General features: G+C 70.1%; 14 protein-coding genes. 10 read left to right on the top strand and 4 right to left on the bottom strand.

Features of this window, described 5'->3' with window-relative positions; translation table 11 throughout:
- Positions 1 to 548 precede the first annotated feature (548 nt).
- Both EAH89_RS28725 and EAH89_RS28720 read left to right on the top strand, forming a co-directional pair.
- On the top strand, positions 549 to 1,922 hold the full coding sequence (locus EAH89_RS28725; protein WP_140887144.1) for a hypothetical protein: 1,374 nt from the start codon (positions 549 to 551) through the stop codon (positions 1,920 to 1,922).
- A gap of 132 nt (positions 1,923 to 2,054) precedes the next feature.
- The gene (locus EAH89_RS28720) at positions 2,055 to 2,756 is read left to right on the top strand and encodes a hypothetical protein (protein ID WP_140887141.1); all 702 of its coding nucleotides are present in this window, start codon (positions 2,055 to 2,057) and stop codon (positions 2,754 to 2,756) included.
- Positions 2,757 to 2,860: 104 nt separating this feature from the next.
- Here the strand turns inward: EAH89_RS28720 and EAH89_RS28715 are convergent, their stop codons facing one another.
- On the bottom strand, positions 2,861 to 3,181 hold the full coding sequence (locus tag EAH89_RS28715; RefSeq protein ID WP_140887138.1) for an HU family DNA-binding protein: 321 nt from the start codon (positions 3,179 to 3,181) through the stop codon (positions 2,861 to 2,863).
- 317 nt (positions 3,182 to 3,498) lie between these two features.
- On the opposite strand from EAH89_RS28715, the gene EAH89_RS28710 reads away from it, so the two are divergent.
- Together EAH89_RS28710 and EAH89_RS28705 are read left to right on the top strand one after the other, a co-directional pair.
- Positions 3,499 to 4,290 carry an alpha/beta fold hydrolase gene (locus tag EAH89_RS28710; RefSeq protein ID WP_140887136.1) on the top strand — a complete coding sequence of 264 codons (792 nt, stop codon included), beginning with the start codon at positions 3,499 to 3,501 and terminating at the stop codon, positions 4,288 to 4,290.
- A gap of 17 nt (positions 4,291 to 4,307) precedes the next feature.
- Positions 4,308 to 6,764 carry a PAS domain-containing hybrid sensor histidine kinase/response regulator gene (locus tag EAH89_RS28705; RefSeq protein ID WP_161993827.1) on the top strand — a complete coding sequence of 819 codons (2,457 nt, stop codon included), beginning with the start codon at positions 4,308 to 4,310 and terminating at the stop codon, positions 6,762 to 6,764.
- Positions 6,765 to 6,770: 6 nt separating this feature from the next.
- Here EAH89_RS28705 and EAH89_RS28700 read toward each other — a convergent pair whose 3' ends face one another.
- On the bottom strand, positions 6,771 to 7,553 hold the full coding sequence (locus EAH89_RS28700) for a Crp/Fnr family transcriptional regulator (protein ID WP_140887130.1): 783 nt from the start codon (positions 7,551 to 7,553) through the stop codon (positions 6,771 to 6,773).
- Positions 7,554 to 7,840: 287 nt separating this feature from the next.
- On the opposite strand from EAH89_RS28700, the gene EAH89_RS28695 reads away from it, so the two are divergent.
- The 3 genes from EAH89_RS28695 (at position 7,841) to EAH89_RS33280 (ending at position 11,158) form a co-directional block, all read left to right on the top strand.
- Entirely contained in the window at positions 7,841 to 10,267 is a 2,427-nt protein-coding gene (locus EAH89_RS28695) for a PAS domain-containing sensor histidine kinase (RefSeq protein WP_161993826.1), read from the top strand.
- Between the two features lie 475 nt (positions 10,268 to 10,742).
- Positions 10,743 to 11,033 (top strand): hypothetical protein, encoded by a 291-nt coding sequence (locus EAH89_RS28690; protein ID WP_140887125.1) that lies wholly within the window; start codon positions 10,743 to 10,745, stop codon positions 11,031 to 11,033.
- Positions 11,030 to 11,158, top strand: a complete 129-nt coding sequence (locus tag EAH89_RS33280) for a hypothetical protein (RefSeq protein WP_277753907.1) — start codon at positions 11,030 to 11,032, stop codon at positions 11,156 to 11,158. Before EAH89_RS28690 ends, EAH89_RS33280 begins: the two co-directional genes overlap by 4 nt.
- A 30-nt stretch (positions 11,159 to 11,188) precedes the next feature.
- On the opposite strand, the gene EAH89_RS28685 is transcribed toward EAH89_RS33280, so the two are convergent.
- Complete coding sequence (locus EAH89_RS28685) at positions 11,189 to 11,479, bottom strand: hypothetical protein (protein ID WP_140887124.1); 291 nt, start codon at positions 11,477 to 11,479, stop codon at positions 11,189 to 11,191.
- Between the two features lie 236 nt (positions 11,480 to 11,715).
- Here EAH89_RS28685 and EAH89_RS31640 point away from each other — a divergent pair, with 236 nt between their 5' ends.
- The gene (locus EAH89_RS31640; RefSeq protein WP_161993825.1) at positions 11,716 to 12,009 is read left to right on the top strand and encodes an NINE protein; all 294 of its coding nucleotides are present in this window, start codon (positions 11,716 to 11,718) and stop codon (positions 12,007 to 12,009) included.
- Positions 12,010 to 12,021: 12 nt separating this feature from the next.
- On the opposite strand, the gene EAH89_RS28675 is transcribed toward EAH89_RS31640, so the two are convergent.
- A complete protein-coding gene (locus EAH89_RS28675; protein ID WP_241667254.1) occupies positions 12,022 to 14,688 on the bottom strand; it encodes a PAS domain-containing protein in 2,667 nt (888 codons plus the stop codon).
- 506 nt (positions 14,689 to 15,194) lie between these two features.
- Between EAH89_RS28675 and EAH89_RS31635 the strand changes: the two genes are divergently transcribed.
- Positions 15,195 to 16,562 (top strand): cache domain-containing protein, encoded by a 1,368-nt coding sequence (locus EAH89_RS31635; RefSeq protein WP_161993824.1) that lies wholly within the window; start codon positions 15,195 to 15,197, stop codon positions 16,560 to 16,562.
- Positions 16,559 to 17,081, top strand: a 523-nt coding sequence (locus EAH89_RS31630; protein WP_161993823.1) for a PAS domain-containing protein, incomplete at its 3' end; no start/stop codon positions are given. The genes EAH89_RS31635 and EAH89_RS31630, both read left to right, overlap by 4 nt.

The following is a 17,081-nucleotide window of genomic DNA, read 5'->3' as shown; positions in this document are numbered from 1 at the left end:
GGCCGCGCCGCTGCGCCAGCCGGGTCAGGGTCCGCAGCGCCCCGCCCTCCGCCTCGGGCAGCGACGACAGCAGCGCCTCCTCCCGCTCGTCCAGCACCCGCTCGCCGTCGGGGTCCACCGCCGCCATGCCCGCTCCTGCTCCGCACCCACCCTTGGCCGCCTACCCGCCCCCTCGCGCAGCAGCGGCCCTGGGCGGTCGTTCGCCGCCTTGGAAGGGCACCATTTGGAAGGCATGGAACCGGACGGCCAGAGCCGATCCGTAACGCACGAGCCGGTGCGGCCGCAGCGCCACAGGGCCGCCGAGCGAGCGTCAGGCGCTCACGGGTCAGGAGCGTCGAGGAACACCTGCCGTGCCGCCAGGTTGATGGCGATCCGTGCGGCCTGCAAGGAGGGCAGTGGGGTAGCCGCCAGCAGACGCAGGTGCGCTCAAAGACGGTGGCAGCGTTAAGAAATCTACTTGCTGCGCTGCAGCTGACCTAAGGCACCGCAGGTCAGTGTGGCTCGTTTGCCACGCCGCCCCTCAACTCACTTTTCCGTGATCGATAGATATGGAAGAGCGCTTCTGTCCGTGGCTTCCATGCGTCCATTCGCAAAGCGCATCGGACTGCCTCCAGCTCATGCATTTCCGCCACCTCACCATATGCGCTGTTCCGTTTGCAGCCGCGCTGATCATCACCAGCCCTGTCCGCTCCGAGGAGCTGTTCCGGGCCGATCTCCGGGTAGATGGCGTTGAGCGCCGCATCACCTCGGGCAACGCCGAGCGCTTCCTCGATCAGCTCTCGAGCAACCGGCTCCGCGAGCTCTTCCCGGCCTACACGGAGCGTTCCGCCGCGTCCGCCCGGGTCAGCCTACGCGGCATTGCGGCCGACCTCTCTTTCGAGAGTAACTCGACCCGCCTTCGCCTGGTGGTGCCGGCCGTCGGCATCGACCAGACCTTCCTCGGCCGCACGCGGGACGAGAGCCAGAAGCAGCTCCAGGAGTTCGCCAAGGGCACGGCCGCAAGCGCGGGTGTGCCCACCGCCGCCCTGAACAGCGGTGATGCCCGTGTCATCGCCAACGCGGTGACCGGCTCCAACGCCATAACCCGACTGCTGCGGTACGCCGCGGCAAGGACGCCGCTCGACCCGATCGCCGGCAACCCCACCAGCCTGCTCTCCCGCATGGTGCAGGCCGACTACGACAGCGTGGTCACGCCCACGGTACCAGGGACGGCGTACCAGCCCGCTGCGCCTGGCAGCCACTGGGGCCTCGGCGGCACGGTCCTTGGCACCTCGGCGCAGGGCTACAACGGCCGCCTCTTCGAACTCTCCTCCCGCTACACCTACAACTTCCGCAACGGCGACGGCGTGCTGGCCGACCTGCCGGTCGCCATCGCCGATCTCGAGGGTTCGAAGGTCTACCAGGCCTCACTCGGCCTGGGTTACCGCTGGCAGGTGCCGGGCGTTCCGAACTGGAGCCTCACCCCTCGCGCGCGCTTCGGCTTCGCGGGCTCGGTCGATGCCGGCGCCATCGGCGGGATCGCCGCCGGCTCGGTCACCAGCACCTTGCGCTTCAACCTCGGTGCCGAGACCGGGCTGACGATCGGCAACAGCGTGGGCTACGGCGAGACCGTTCCCATCCGGATCGAGGACTATCGGATCTCCTACGACATCGCCAACTGGAGCTTCCGCAATGGCATCATCCTCACGCACCGCCTGGGCGAGCTGGCCGGCCGCGTGATCGACGGCTCCGTTGCCGTGACCGACACCCGCTTCGCCGGCGACCGGCTCTATGTGAACAGCTACCGCGAGTACGGCATCGCGGTGTCACTGCGGAGTGGAACCACCGCAACGGCCCCGGCGCCGGTGCAGGTCGGCGTCTCCTACCTGGATGGTGACCACGGCTACCAGGGCGTGATCGGCAAGCTGAAGCTCAGCTTCTGAGCCTTCCGCTATTAGGCCACCCCGGCTCGGCGCCCGGACGGCGCGCTCCTCAAAGGGCCGGCTTCCGCCCGCCTTGATCCAGCGTCATCGCTTGGCTGTCGCTTGCCTTGGGTCGTGCGCTGTCCTGCCCGAATGACGAACAAGGCCGACGCAGCGCCGAGGGCACGCCTCCCGTGGGACCTGCACCCCGCGCTGACGGAGGAGCGGATCACCGCCTGCGCCCGCCTGCTCGCCCGCGGGCGCACGGACGCGCTCGCCATGGCCGACAGCTGGGCGGGCGACGATGCCTGGTCGATCGGCTGCCGCGCCTACTCCTTCAGCCGCAACCGGCTCCGCCGCGCCGCCGAGGCGGGTCGCTATCCCTGGCTCGGCGTCCTCGACGAGACGCACCACTTCGTCTTCCTCATCGAGGGCGTGCCCGTGCGCTTCTTCCGGGGTGACGCCGAGGAGCCGAGCAAGCGCACGCTCCGCCAGCAGGAGAGCGAGGCGCAGCAGCTCGCCCTGGCGCTCGGGGGGAACGACGCGGCCGAGGGGCTGATGTTCCGCCTGGCCGTGGAGACGGGCGAGGAGGGCGAGGTGACGCGCGTGGTGTTCCTGGCACTCCGGGGCGAGGAGGGGCGGGTCGTGTGCTTCTGGCCCGTGCCGGGCGTCGCCGACGCGCCGGCCGCCGAGCCCCAGCCGCGTGGGGCACGAGGGAGGCGGAACGACGCGCCCTCCCTACAGCTCCCGCTGCCGGCCGCCTCTTTGCCGCCGCGCCAGCATCAGCCGTCCGGGCCGAGGCGCGTGGCAGGCCTTGCTGGGGCCGAGGGGGACCTCGGGGCGGCACGGCCGTGATGCGCGGCTGACCTCACTTCCGGGCGGCAAGACGGCAGGCCCGGCAACGCCAGCCTGACGTTCCGCGGTTCGCCCGCCGGTCCCTCGGGCGGTCCGCTGGGGTGTCAGCCGGCCTTGGTCTTCGCCGCCTTGCGCTTGGCCTTCTTGGCGCCTGCGAAGGCCGCCTCCTTGAGCGAGGGGCTGGCCTTGAACTTGACCGTCGCGCCAGCCTTGACCTGGATCTTCTCGCCCGTGCGCGGGTTGAGCGCCGTGCGCTTGGCGGTCTCGCGAACCGTGAAAGTGCCGAAGTCCGGCAGCGAGAAGCGACCGCTCTCCACGATCTCGGTCTTGATGGCGGCGATCAGGTCAGCGGCCACCTGCCCGGCGGCGACACCGGTCATCTCGCTGGACTGCTGGATGACGTCGGTGAGGAACTTCTTCGACACGTGCTGGTCCTTCTGAGTGTCCGAATGTGTTCGGGTGCAACCTGAACCTGCCTGCCGTGTAACCCACTGCCAAGCCGCTACTCTCCGCGCCAAACCCGGGAGGCAACGAGTGTCGCCTAAAAAGCCCGGGTCTCCCAACACCCGCGTTTCCTTCGTCGCCGTGACCCGGCGGGGCAACCACCCTGCCCCCCACTGCCATGGCAGCCCGGTGCCATGCCATGGACGGTATTCCCGTTGCCTTTCCGGCCCGGTTACCCGTATGCAGCCCGGTGAAAAGGCCTTTCCGGAGGCCGTCATCCCAGGTCAGGGTAAGCCGCGTGGACGTCCTCCGCCGCAACAACGTCACCCTTTCCGGCCAAGGCAGCCGCACCATGGTGTTCGCCCACGGCTACGGCTGCGACCTGACAGCCTGGAGGGCGGTGGCGCCGGCCTTTATGAACGACTGGCGCGTGGTGCTCCTCGACCACGTCGGCTTCGGCGGCTCGGACATCTCCGCCTTCGACCCGGAGCGTTACGACAGCCTCGGAGCCTACGCAGACGACCTCCTTGAGGTTCTGGAGGCGCTCGAGCTGAACGATGCCGTCTTCGTTGGCCACTCCATGGCCGCCAACGTCGGCATGCTCGCCGCCATCGCTCAGCCGAGCCGCTTCGCCTCCCTTGTCATGGTGTGCCCCTCTCCCTGCTTCGTCGACGACGCGGACTACACCGGCGGCTTCTCCCGCGAGGACGTCGACGACCTCCTCGAGGTGCTCGACGCCAATTTCCTCGGCTGGTCCCGCAGCATGGCACCCGTGATCATGGGCAACCAGGACCGCCCTGAACTCGGCACCACCCTGGAAAGCAGCTTCTGCCGCACCGATCCGGACATCGCGCGCGCCGCGGCCCGGGTGGTCTTCCTCGCGGACCACCGTGCCGAGGTGCCGCGGTGCCCGGCTCGCTCACTCGTCCTGCAGACGAGCTCGGACGCGCTCGCGCCCGTGGCGGTCGGCGAGTGGATGCACCAGCACCTGCCCCACGCCGAGTACCAGCTGATGAACGCCACCGGGCACTGCCCGCACATGAGCGCGCCCGAGGAGACAATCGCGGCCATTCGCCGCTTTGTCGCCTGATGCCGGACGTGGAGCGCTTGCCCCCAGGGCACGCCGACCCACCACCCACGACGGTGAACGAGCTCTACGACGCGGCGCCGGTCGGATACCTGACCACGCGACCTGACGGCACGATCGCAAGCGCCAACGGCACGCTGCTTGGCTGGCTCGGCGCGGGTGGGGACGAGCTCCGCGGCAAGCGCCTGCAGGACATCGTCACCGCGGGGGCACGCATCTTCTACGAGACGCACTGCGCCCCGCTCCTGCAGTCCGAGGGCACCCTGCGCCAGATTGCCCTCGACCTCCGCGGCTCGCAGGGCCGGCGGCCGGCGCTGTTCGACTGGCGGCGGATCGACGGCGCCGACGGCGCGCTGATCGGCTACCGCGTCCTCGTCGTCGATGCCACCGAGCGCCGCGCCTACGAGCGCGAGCTGGTGGCCGAGCGCGAGCGCGCCCGTCAGGGCGCGGCAGCCCTGCGGGACAGCGAGGCCCGCTTCCGGGCCATGGCCGAGGCCGTGCCCGGCGCTGTTTTCACCTGCGACGCCAGCGGCCGCGCGACCTACTACAACAATTGGGTGCTGGACTTCACCGGTCTCTCAGCCGATGCCCTGCTCGGCGATGGCTGGCCGAGCATGCTGCACCCCGAGGATCGCGACCGCGCCATCGCTGCCTGGGCAGCCGTGACCCGCAGCGGGGACCCCTACGAGGTCGAGTACCGCATCCGCCGACGCGACGGCGCCTATCGCTGGTTCCTCGGCCGCAGCATCCCCGCCCGCGACAGCAAGGGTCGGCTTCTCGGCTGGTACGGCACCTGCACCGACGTCCACGACCTCAAGACCGCCAAGGAGGATCTGACCGAGAGCGAGGCGTTGCTGCGGATGGTGCAGGAGGCGGGCGGGGTTGGCGGGTTCGTGCGCGACCTGCGCACGGGCGAGGTGACGCTCTCGGCGGTGGACCAGCGCATCTTCGGCCTGCCGCCGGGCACGTCCCGGCTCGATCGCGAGGCGTGGTCCGCGCTGCTGCACCCCGAGGACCGGAATCGTGTGCTCCTTGAAATAGAGACCTTAGCCGCTGCGGGAGCCACTGGCCGGCAGTCCGAATACCGCATCGTCCACCCAGATGGGACGGTGCGCTTCGTTGAGGCGCAGGCGCGCTTCGTGCGCGACGCGCAGGGGCGCGCCCTGCGCTGCGTCGGCGTCCACCTGGACGTGACGGAGCGTCGGCAGCGGGAGGCCGAACTCCGGTCTCTCAACGAGGCGCTGGAAACGCGGGTGCAGGAGGAGGTCGCGGCGCGCGAAGCGGCGCAGGCGCACCTTGCCCACGCCCAGCGCATGGAGGCGCTCGGCCAGCTCGCCGGCGGCATCGCGCACGACTTCAACAACGTCATCCAGGCCGTGCAGGGCGGCGCGGCGCTGATCGAGCGCCGGCCGGGTGACCCGGACGGCGTGCGCCGGCTGGCGCGCATGGTGTCGGAGGCCGCCGGGCGGGGCGCCTCGGTCACCCGCCGCCTGCTCGCCTTCTCGCGCCGCGGCGACCTTCACACGGAGGCGGTGAACCCCGTGGCGCTCCTCGCCGGCATGCACGAGGTGCTGGTCCACACCCTCGGCACCGGCATCGGCGTGCGGGTGGAGGCGGCGCGCGGGCTGCCGCCCTTGCTGGCCGACAAGGGCCAGCTGGAGACGGTGCTGGTCAACCTCGCCACCAACGCGCGCGACGCCATGGCCGGCAACGGCCAGCTCACCCTCGCCGCGGCGGCCGAGATGGTGCCGCACGCCCCGGGAGCGCGCCACCCGGCCGGCCTCAAGGCCGGTTCCTACCTGCGCCTGTCCGTGACCGACACCGGTGCGGGCATGCCCGCCGCGGTGCTCGCGCGCGTCACCGAGCCGTTCTTCACGACCAAGGAGCACGGCAAGGGCACCGGCCTGGGCCTGGCCATGGCCAAGGGCTTCGCGGAGCAGTCCGGCGGCGGGCTGCAGATCGTCAGCGCGCCGGGCCGGGGCACCACGGTCAGCCTCTGGTTCCCACTCGCCGAGGGCGCGCTCCCGGCGGCTGCACCGCCGTCGGCGCCGACTGAGATGGCCGGCGGGCGCGGGCGCCGGGGCGTGCGCGTGCTGCTGGTCGAGGACGACGCGCTCGTGCGCGAGGTCACCGCCGAGGGGCTGGAGGCCGAGGGCTTCGCCCTGCTGGTCGCGGCGGACGGCGCCTCGGCGCTCGCGCTGCTGGAGGAGGGCGAGGCGGCCGACGTGCTCATCTCGGACCTGTCCATGCCGGGGATGGACGGGCTGACCCTGATCCGCGAGGCGCAGCGGCGCCGGCCGCGGCTGCCGGCGATCCTGCTCACCGGCTTCGCGACCAACGCCGCCGAGATCGCCATCGGCGGGGCGATGAGCGGCGCCTTCACCCTGCTGCGCAAGCCGATCGAGGGCCGGGCCCTGGCCGAGCGCGTGGCGATGCTGCTCGAGGGAGTGGCCGCGGGCGAGCGCCGCCCGGGCTGACCGCGGCTACAGCACACCCCGCCGCACGGTGCCGCCCGCGGGCGCGTACTCGCAGAACGCGGCCAGGCGAGCGCGGTCGCGGAGCACCAGCGCGTCCCCCTCCACCGCCGCCAGCCCGGCCGCGCGGAGCTCGGCCATGCTGCGCGTGACGTGGGCGCCCGAGAGGCCGAGCAGGTCAGCGAGGTGGCGGCGCTGCAGCGGCCAGGGCAGGCGCGCGGCGCCGTCCTCGCCCGCGGTGACCAGTTCGCGGTCGGCGAGGCGGTCGTGCAGGTCCAGCATGGTGAAGCCGAGGCGCTGCGTGGCGCTGGCGCGCCCGAGCTGGGTGAGGCGCTCGTCCAGCCGCCGCAGGTCGAGCTGGTCCCCCACCATCATGGCCTGGCACAGGCCGGGGCAGGCCGTGCTGATCGCCCCGAAGGCGCGCGGGTCGTGGGCGCAGACCTGCACCGGGGTCAGCGCCCGGACGCCGTGCGCGCTCGCACCCGTGAAGGTGCTCTCCAGCCCGATGGTGTCGCCGGGCAGGAGGATGTCGAGGATTTGCCGGCGCGGGCGTCCCTCGGAGGTGGTGCCCGGCAGCGCCCGGAAGCGGTAGGCCCAGCCCTCCCAGAGCGTGTAGAGCGCGCTCCCGGCCTCGTCGGGGCGCAGGATGTCGGCCTCGGCGGTGAACGCCCGCCGCGCCCGCCAGGTGTTCATGACGAAGGCCAGATCGCCCTCGGTGAAGGGCTCGAAGATCGGCAGACGTCTCACGGGGCAGGGAAGGCAGAAGGCCGCCGCGGGGCTCGTCTCGGTCATGGTGGGGACGCCTGGTTCGCCGTGGGGTCCCGGCGATACGGGGTTGCCCAACACGAGCCTAACACGAGGCTCGGCGATCACACCCCCGGCATTGCCGCGAATAATAGCCCTCGGAACAACTCATAAATCTTACGATCACCACAAATATAGGTTCCCACCCTCCTCTGAACGTCTTTCTGGAAAGTTCTGCCTGGATGCCACCTTCTCCCGATGACGAGGGCGGTTCCGCTCAGCCTGCCCAGTCGTCCGGAGAATGGGGCCAGGCGGCACCCAAGGAAGGCGTACGGGTGCCTCTCACGATGCCCGAGACGGAGCTGCGGGCGCTGTTCGCGCGGATGGGCGAGGGGTTCTTCGTGGCCGAGATGGTGCGCGATCCGGGCCGCGAGGTGTTGGACTTTCGCTACCTCGAGGTGAACCCGGCCTTCGAGGACCTGACCGGCCTCCGCGCTGATCAGGTGGTCGGGCGCACGGGGCGCGCGCTGTTCCCTGACCTGCCGGACTGGCTGTTCGAAACCTATGCCCGGGTGGCGGAGGGCGGCGCGCCGGCGCGTTTCCAGATCGAGGTGCCCTCGCTCGGCGAGCGCGAGTACGAGGTGCGGGCCTACCCTGCTTGGGACAGTACCGGGCAGCGTTTCGCCGTGCTGTTCCTCGACGTGACCGAGCGACGGAACACGGAGGCGAGCCTTCGCGAGCGCAAGGCGCGGCTGCGCGCGCTGTTCGAGGGCATGTTCCAGTTCACTGGCCTCCTGACACCGGACGGCACCCTCCTCGAGGCAAACCAGGCGGCACTCGCCTTTGGCGGGCTGACCGGGGAAGAGACGATCGGGCTGAAGTTCTGGGACACCGGGTGGTGGGTGGGCACCCCGGAGAGCGCGGCGCGGCTGCGCGCGGCGGTGGCCGAAGCGGCGGGCGGCGCCTTCGTGCGCTACGAGGTCGAGGTGCGCGGCGCCGAGCGGAACGCCGTCATCGACTTCTCGCTCCGCCCCGTGCGGGACGAGCGCGGGGCCGTGGTGTTCCTCGTGCCCGAGGGCCGCGACATCACCGAGCTCAAGCGGGCCGAGGCGGCGCTGGCCGAGAAGGAGGGCCGCCTGCGCCTCGCGGTGCAGGGCGCGCGCCTCGGCGTGTGGGAGTTCGACCTGCCGCGCGATTGCTGGCGCCTCGACGCGCGCGCGCTCGCGATCACCGGCCTCGACCTGCCCGCCGAGACCTGGGTGCCCGCCTCGTCGCCCGTGTTGCACGCCTGGTTCGCCTCGATACATCCGGAGGACGCGTCCCGGCGGGCCGCGGCCTACGAGCGCGTGCTGCGCCAGGGAGGCGAGACCTTCGAGACGGAGTACCGCATCCCCCGCCCGGGTCACGCCTGGAACTGGGTGGCGCAGCAGGCGCTGGTGGTTGAGCGGGACACCCGGACCGGGGCGCCGCTCCGCCTGGTCGGCGTCGCCCGCGACGTCACGGAGGAGCGCGACATGCAGGCCGAGCTGGAGCGGCTGGTCGTCGAGCGGACCCGCGAGCTCCAGGAGATCCAGAGCCGGCTGGCCCACGCCGAGCGGATGCAGGCCCTCGGCCAGCTCGCCGGGGGCGTCGCGCACGACTTCAACAACGTCCTGCAGGCCGTGCAGGGCGCGGCCGGGCTGATCGAGCGCCGTCCGGCCGACCCGGAGAACGTCCGGCGCCTGGCCCGCTTGGCCGGAGAGGCGGCGGCGCGGGGCTCGGCGGTGACGCAGCGGCTGCTCGCCTTCGCGCGGCGGGGCGACGCGAGCGCGCGGCCGATGGACGTCGCAGCCCTGTTCGGCGGCCTGCGCGACATCCTCCGGCACACGCTGGGCACCGGCGTCGTGGTCCGCGTCGAGGCGCCGGCTGACCTGCCGGCGGCCCTGGCCGACAAGGCGCAGCTCGAGACGGTGCTGGTCAACCTCGCCACCAACGCGCGCGACGCCATGCCGGGTGGCGGCGTCCTCACCTTCGCGGCCGGGACGGACATCGTGGAGCGCGACGGCAGCGGAACCGCCGGAGGAAGGCCGGTGCCGGCCACCTTGCTCGCCGGCTGCTACGTCCGCCTGTCGGTGAGCGACACCGGCACGGGCCTGCCGCTCGACGTGCTGGCCCGGGCAACCGAGCCGTTCTTCACGACCAAGGGGGAGGGCAAGGGCACCGGGCTCGGCCTCGCCATGGCCCGCGGCTTCGCGGAGCAGTCGGGCGGCGCGCTGCACATCGAGAGCGTGCCGGGCCGCGGGACCACGGTGAGCCTGTGGTTCCCCTGTGCGGGCCAAGCGGGCGCGTCGCCCCTGGAGAACACGGATGACGCGGCCGTCGAGGCCGTCCAGCAGCGGCGCGTCCTGCTGGTCGACGACGACCCCATCGTGCGGGAGGTCACGTCGGAGCAGCTGGAGACGATGGGCTACGTGGTCCTGCCGGCGGGCTCGGGACCGGCCGCGCTCGCGCTCCTCGACGCGGGCACGCGGCCGGACATCGTCATCTCCGACCTCTTCATGCCGGGCATGGACGGGGTGATGCTGATCCGCGAGGCGCACCGGCGCCGCCCCGAGCTCCCGGCGATCCTGCTGACGGGCTTCGCCACGAACGCGGCGGAGATCGCGGTGGACGGTGCCCTCAGCGGCAGCTTCTCCATGCTGCGCAAGCCGGTCACGGCGGAGCAGATCGCCGAGCGCGTCGAGGCGCTGCTGGCCAACGCGACCGCGGGAGACAGGACTTAGAAACGCATGACGCGAGGTGGGGCATGCGCCACTGGCAAGGCGGCGATGGCGCGGACGACCGCCGCGAACTCACCCAGCGGGCGCATGATGCGACGGAGCATGAACCAGCCAACCGCCCCACGACCACGACGACCAGCAATCCCGCGAGCAGCGCCTCGCGCACGATCCGGTTGAAGGCCCTTTCTGCCTTGGCGAAGGACACGCCGACGAAGAGTATGCCGACCGGTTGCCGGTGCGCGTCCTTGATCGGCTCGTGGATGGTCAGGTTGGAGGCACCCACGATCTCGGCGCTCCTCAGACAGAAGGCGTGTGGCCTCGTCGTTCCTCGCCAGACCACCTGACCTAGCCAGTTCTTTCCGATAAGAAAATGTTGAAAACTTCTGTTGCCTTCTTTGTCTAAAGAACCTTAGATCGTGCTTCCTCACGAAAACGTGAGGACATTGACCTCTCAAGGCCTCCTTCGGGTTTACAGCTCATGACGATCCTGGATCAACGACGGGTACAGAGTGCCTGGGCGCTCCTCACCGCCTGCCTGAGCCAAGTAACCGCCCGGCAGACGAGCGAGCAGGTTCGCTTCGCCCTTCTGAGTGAGGCCACGGACGCCGCGGAGACGATCGAGGCTTTGGCCGACCCCTCCCGCGATGTCTTTGCGCCCACGAGCTTTCCGCCGAAAGCCGCGCCGGACATGCGTCCCGACCGGCTGCTGCTCGCCCAGTCGTTGCTGCTTGGGCACGCGCGTTCCCGCCACCTGAAGGTAGCCGCATGATCTTCAACCCACGGCGTTTGAGCGGGCCGTCGCGGCCCGTGCGCAAGCTCATCACCGTCCTGCGTGGCTGGATTGCCGCGACCTCCTACCGGCCGGAGCGCCACTACATGCGCGGTGGCCGGTAGGGTCGACGTGGGGACGGTGCCGCTTGGCCGCTAGGCCACCGAGCTGAGCTCGACCGCGCGGCTGCCGGAGAGCAGGTTGACGAGGCCAAGCCGCTGCGCGCGCATCACGGGCGGGGACGAGGTCAGCGGCCGGCGCCTCGCCGCGTCGCGGCAGCCGCCCTCGGCCAGGCGCTCGAGGGTTTCAACCTCCTCCAGCACCCTGATCAGGCGTGCCCAGCGCCGCGATCCGGCCGCTTCGTCCTGAATGGCCGTGGAAAGGTGTCGCAGGATCTGAGCGATGGTTTCCTGCAGCAGGTGCTGCTCGGCGGGGAGCATGGTCATTCTGGCCAATACGTTGATGGAAGGGAGGACAGCAGGCCCGGTGGGCCGCAAGCGGCGCTGGTATACGGGCGACTGTTGCGGAAACAATAAGCCTCGGCGCCAGCCAGCTCGCATCAAAGGTGCTGTCACCTTTGTGCAACGATCGGCCTGAGGTCAGCCTCTGTCCGGAAAACTCCGAATCACAAACACTTTACCAACCGACCTCACCTGTGACATCTGGATGGTCTGCCAAGTGGTTGGAAGCCGCCGTGAAAACTCAACTCCTGCCTATCGACGTCGCGGTCGGCCGCGCCCCGCGCTCCGTCCGGTTCGCCTACGCTCTGTGGCTGCTGGGAGGCTTTTGTGGCCTGCACCGGTTCTACCTGGGCAAGAAGTTCAGTGCGGCTCTCATCGGCGTCACCACCCTGCTTTCCATCCCGCTCGCCTTGTCTGAGACAGGATTGCTGGGGATCGTCAGCGTTGCTGTCTGCCTGGTGTCGGATCTTGTCCTAATGCCGGAACTCGCGCGTGAGGCGAATGCGTCGCTCTGACGATGCCGTTCCTCAGGGTGTGGGCTCTGGATGTCTACCCTCGTGTGCCGTGGGCTCCCCATCCGAGAGGGACCTGCGCACCAGCGGCACGGCGAGCTCGCACGAAAGGCCCGCCTCGTGCCAATTGACCGAGACAGCGCCTCCAAGCTGATCGCGCACCGTGCCCTCCAGCACGCGCGAGCCAAACCCGCGGCGCTGTGGCCTTACACTGATCATGGGACCGCCTCGCTCGGTCCAAAGGAGGCGGAGTATTCCTTGTGGCCCGCCTTCGAGCCGCCAGGTGATCGACACGCTACCGTTGGGACTGGAGAGAGCGCCGTACTTGAGGGCGTTTGTGGCAAGTTCGTGCACCACCATCGCAAGGGGCTGCGCCGCGCTGGCCGGTAGCACGACTGTGGGGCCGTCCATCTCAACCCAAGGCCCACCTTTCCGCCCGCTGTTCAGGAACGGCACGAGCTCGCCCCGGAGCAGCGCCCCGAGGTCAGCGCCGGTCCAGCGGTCCTGAGCGAGCAGCGTCTGGGCCCGGGCAAGCGCCGCCACGCGCCCTTCGATGACACGGATGTAGGTCTGCAGGTCGGGTGCGCGCGTCAGACGTAACGCGGCGCTCACCACCGCCAGGGCGTTCTTTGCGCGATGATCGACCTCGCGCATCAGCAGGACGCTCCGCTCCTCGGCCGCTCGCCGGTCACTCACGTCCTGACCAATCCTCAGGTAGCCACGCAAGGCGCCGCTCGGATCCCGAAGAGCCGTCACGCGGCCATCAATGAAGACACGCTGCCCATCTTTCCGGACGTGCCAGCCCGAGTTCGGTACACTCTCTGCTGCCTGCGCAACCTCCATCCCTTCAAGGGCGAGCCTTGTCTCGCGTTCCTCCGGCGCATGGAGAAGTGCTGCGTCATGGCCGACAACCTCGTTGGCCGCCCAGCCAAACACGGCCTCGGCCCCGGCGAGCCAGTCCACAATCCTGTTCTCATGGTCGGTCGTGAAGATCGCGTAGTCCTTGGCGCTCTCGACGATGAGTTGCAGGCGCTCGTCAGTCTCCTGGCGCGCGGTGATGTCACGTGCCACGCAGACGGCCCGCACGATCTGGCCCGCCGGGTCGCGCACCGGCGCGATGGCAACATCCCACCACCGAGGGGCACCTTTGGCTGTGGGGCAGAACGCCTCGAAGCGCTCCTCCCCTCCAGCAGCAGCCGTGGCCAAGGCTTGCCGCACCCGCTCACGCGTCTGCTCTGGCCACAATGACGCCCACTGACTGCCTCGCACCGCCTCGAAGTTGTCGATCTCCATGAGAAGGCAGCCGTTCGCGTTCATGAACTCCAGCCGGCCGTCAAGGCTGACCACCTTCAGACAGTCCGTGCTCGCGTCGAGGACCGAGCGAAGGAACGCCTCGCTTTCCAACTGCTTCTCGCGCGCACGACCAAAGTTCGCGGCTGCCACGTCCCGATCGGCAGCAAGACCGCTCAAGGCACCGGTGAGGGCCGCTTCCTCAAGGGTTCGGGCAACCGAGCCAGCGGAGCGCGACGATCGTGGGCGGCCTGCCTCATCGTTGTCGAGGGAGGCCGAAAAGCCCGCGAGAGCCTCAATGGGCCTGGCAAGCCGGTTCGCCAACATCCAGCCAAGGAGAGCCGCCGCGACGGCGGCAGCGGCCCCCCAAAGGAGTATGCGGTTGCGTAGCTGCCTGGCAGGCGCCAAGGCCGTCTCCGCCTCCTGACGTGCGACCACGGTCCAGCCGAGCCCGCCATAACCGCCATGGCCACCCGTAGGGGCCCATCCCGCGATGAACTCGGCCGAGCCAGCCACACGGGCACCAACACGTCCCGGGTCCGGCCAGTACCCCGCCCCATGGCCGTGCGAACGCTCCTTGTTGGCTGTCGCGACGATCTGCTGAAGCGCTGAGACACCGGCACTGCCTTCCACCGGTGTCAGCCTCCCGCCCCGCCAGGGTGCGGGACCCAGCAGGACGGATCCGTCCGCGGCGATGATGAAGCCCTCTGCCCCAGGGCGCCGCGCGCGCAGCGGTCCCAGCACCGAGGCCTCGACGTCCTCGGCCCATTCCCAGAAGAGGTGGGCGGCCATGACGCCGATCAGCGCTCCGTCCGATCCACGTACAGGGGTTGCCACATCGACGAAGCGCGGCGGCTCACCCGGACCAGTCGGTATTGCCGTTCCCTGTGGGCGAGGACCCGGCTGGCCAAGCCGCTTGACCAGTCCGCGAAGGAGGATCGCGTCGTGAACGTCGCCCGCAAAAGGCCCCTCTCGGCCGCCGAGAAAGTACTCGCGCCGGGAGACATCGACCCCCTCAACGAGCCCGCTGTCACTCGCCACCACGCGTCCCTCCGGCGACACGAACATGACCAGGGCATAGTCGGGGAAGGTCTCGCGCAGGCGGCGCAGCTCGGTCCGCTTGGCCTCGGACGACGAGGCAGGGTCACGGAGGGCTGCGCCGAGGGCGGCCGCGACCTGGACGTCCCGCCAGCGCTCGAACAGCCCGCGGTCGAGCAGTTCAGCCAGCCCGCGCGCCGCCTCGGCGAGGTCCGCGCCCGCGTCCTCCCGCAAGGCCGCGGTCGTCTCGCGCTGCGCCAGGAGGGCTGCAGTGCCAGCCGCACCAAGGGCAAGAACCGCGAAGGTGGTGGCAAGAAGGACCCGGAAGCGCAAACGATGCCGCTTGGTGCCCACCTCGGGCAAAGGGCTTACTGCCTTCGTTCGAGCGACGGAGAAGTTCGGAACTTGAAGAGACTGCAAAGAGGTGGCGATCTGAGCGATCTGGTCGGGATCGATCTCACCTCCGCCTCGAGTTCGATGACCAGCCAACGACATAGAGACTACTCAACTCTGACGTGTGATGAGGCACCTTCTCCGTCACCACCGACCGTGTCTCGCATCGTTCGCAGCTGCACTCTGTCGCCTTATCTGTTGATCATATCGACTTCGTCGAGGAAACACAACCTCAGCGCGCATTCTATTGCCCGCTACAGTTGCCGCTTCTCCTGGATCGGTCCCCTGTCTGCCTAATTTTTTCTATTGAAGAAGTAACAATCGATAACTCCTGCTTGCAAAGCAGGATAGGGACGATACACGGCGAGAAAGATCTCCCTCGCAGGTAGATGCCATTGTTGCACAGCGGCCAAACCATCTCTGGAACATGCCGATGGGTTATGTCCGGATCCGACTTCTGATCTGACGTGCCCTTCCCCTCGCCGACAATCCGGACGCGCCTCCTGGCAATCGTCCTCGCCATGGTTCTGCCTTTCGGCGCGGTCACGGCGGGCACGGCGGTGCTGACCTGGCGCTCCGGCCAGAGAGCCATCGAGCGCGACCTGCAGGCACGCGCCGCCTCGCTCGCTCTCGTCGTGGCCCGCGAGCTCGACGTGGCGAGGGCTATGCTGGAGGCGCTCGCCTCCTCACGCAGCCTCGATACGGAGGATCTGGCAGGCTTCTACGACGTCATGCAGCGCATGCCACGGCCCGACGGCGCCCGCGTCGTGCTCTCGGATGCCTCCGGGCAAATGCTCGTCAACTCCGTGGTGCCCTTCGGTACCCCCCTCCCCCACCGCGGTGATCCCGGCGTCATCGAACGAGTGTTTGAGACCGGACAGGCCCAGGTGTCGGACCTCTACACCGGGCCCATCACACGCGAGCCACTCGTCGCCATCGATGTGCCTGTGCGCCGCAGGGGAAGGGTAGTTTACGACCTGAACATGGGCTTGCGCCCCAGCGCCCTCGGCCGGGTGTTGGATGAGCAGCGTCCGCCGGGTAGCGCCTGGATCGCCACTGTGCTCGACAGCACCGGCACGATCGTCACTCGCACACCAGGGATAGACGAGTTTACCGGCCGCCAGGCGCAGACGGAGGCGCGGCAGGCTGTGTCGGGCGAAGCTGCTCAGGGCGTATTCTTGTCTCCCGCGATCGACGGTCAGCCTGTCTACGCTGCCTTCAGCCGGCTGCCAGGCTTACGCTGGTCAGTGGTGGTTGGGATCCGGCAGGCGACGGTGCAAGCGGAGCTTTGGCGCTCGCTCGCTGGTGTTGCCGCCGGTGGCGCTGCGCTGATGCTGTTCGGTCTGGTAGTCGCGTTGCACCAGTCCCGTCGCATCGCCACGGCCATCGGCGGGCTTGCCGCACCCGGCACGCGGGAGAGCGGCATCCGCGAGGTGGAGGCGGCGGCGCAGGTCCTGGCCGAGGCGGCTTCCGAGCGCGACCGCGCTACAGCGGCGCTGGCGGAGAGCAAGGCACGGCTGCGGCGGGCGCAGGAGGCCGGGGGCGTGCACCCGTTCGAGATCGGGCCGGACGCGGTGGTCCGCTGCGACGACGGCCTGCGGGCGCTCTTTGGCGTGTCACCGGGGGTGCCCCTCGACCACGCCACCTGGCTGACCCGCCTGCATCCCGACGACCGGCACGCCTGGAGGCGGATTTCGGCCGCCTCGTGCGGGAGGGGGGCACGACCGAGATCGAGTACCGCGTCCGGGCGCCCAGCGGGCCGACGCGGTGGCTGCTCAGCCGCGCCGAGGCGCTGCCAGGACGAGTGGGCGGGTCCGGGACGCTCACCGGGGTGACGCTTGATGTCACCGACCGTCACCTGGCCGAGGAGCGGCTGCGCGAGAGCGAGGCCTTCGCCCACCGCGTGCTCGGCGCGACCACCGACTGCGTGGCGGTGGTCGATGCCGAGGGACAGATCGCCTTCCTCAACGAGCCCGGGCGTTGCCAAAAGGAGATCGACGATCTCTCGGCGGTGCTGGGCCAGCCGCTGGAGGTGCTCTGGCCCGCCGAGGCCGTACCGGTGGTGCGCGCGGCCATGGCCGAGGCGCGGGCGGGCCGGCCGGCGCGCTTCACCGCCTTCGGGCCGACCGCCAAGGGCGCGCCGCGCTGGCGGGACGTGAGCTTCTCCTCGCTGCCCGGCGCGAACGGCGAGGCGCCGCGCCTGCTGGCGGTCGCGCGCGACGTCACCGCCGCCAAGGAGGCCGAGGCGGTGCTCCGGGAGAACGACGCCCGGCTGCGCGAACTCGCCGAGACGCTGGAGGACCGCGTGCGCGAGGAGGTGGCCGCGCGCGAGACGGCGCAGGCAAGGCTGGTGC

The organism is Muricoccus nepalensis, assembly GCF_006438825.1.
GTDB classification, from domain to species: Bacteria; Pseudomonadota; Alphaproteobacteria; order Acetobacterales; family Acetobacteraceae; genus Roseomonas; species Roseomonas nepalensis.
The sequence above is the reverse complement of the archived record's forward strand: the minus strand, read 5'-3'. Positions and strand labels throughout refer to the sequence as shown.

Excerpts from the sequence above, each read along its gene's own strand:
- EAH89_RS28725 (WP_140887144.1), top strand. The coding sequence starts at position 549 with ATGGAAGAGCGCTTCTGTCCGTGGCTTCCATGCGTCCATTCGCAAAGC.
- EAH89_RS28720 (WP_140887141.1), top strand. The coding sequence starts at position 2,055 with ATGACGAACAAGGCCGACGCAGCGCCGAGGGCACGCCTCCCGTGGGAC.
- EAH89_RS28700 (WP_140887130.1), bottom strand. The coding sequence starts at position 7,553 with ATGACCGAGACGAGCCCCGCGGCGGCCTTCTGCCTTCCCTGCCCCGTG.
- EAH89_RS28690 (WP_140887125.1), top strand. The coding sequence starts at position 10,743 with ATGACGATCCTGGATCAACGACGGGTACAGAGTGCCTGGGCGCTCCTC.
- EAH89_RS33280 (WP_277753907.1), top strand. The coding sequence starts at position 11,030 with ATGATCTTCAACCCACGGCGTTTGAGCGGGCCGTCGCGGCCCGTGCGC.
- EAH89_RS28685 (WP_140887124.1), bottom strand. The coding sequence starts at position 11,479 with ATGACCATGCTCCCCGCCGAGCAGCACCTGCTGCAGGAAACCATCGCT.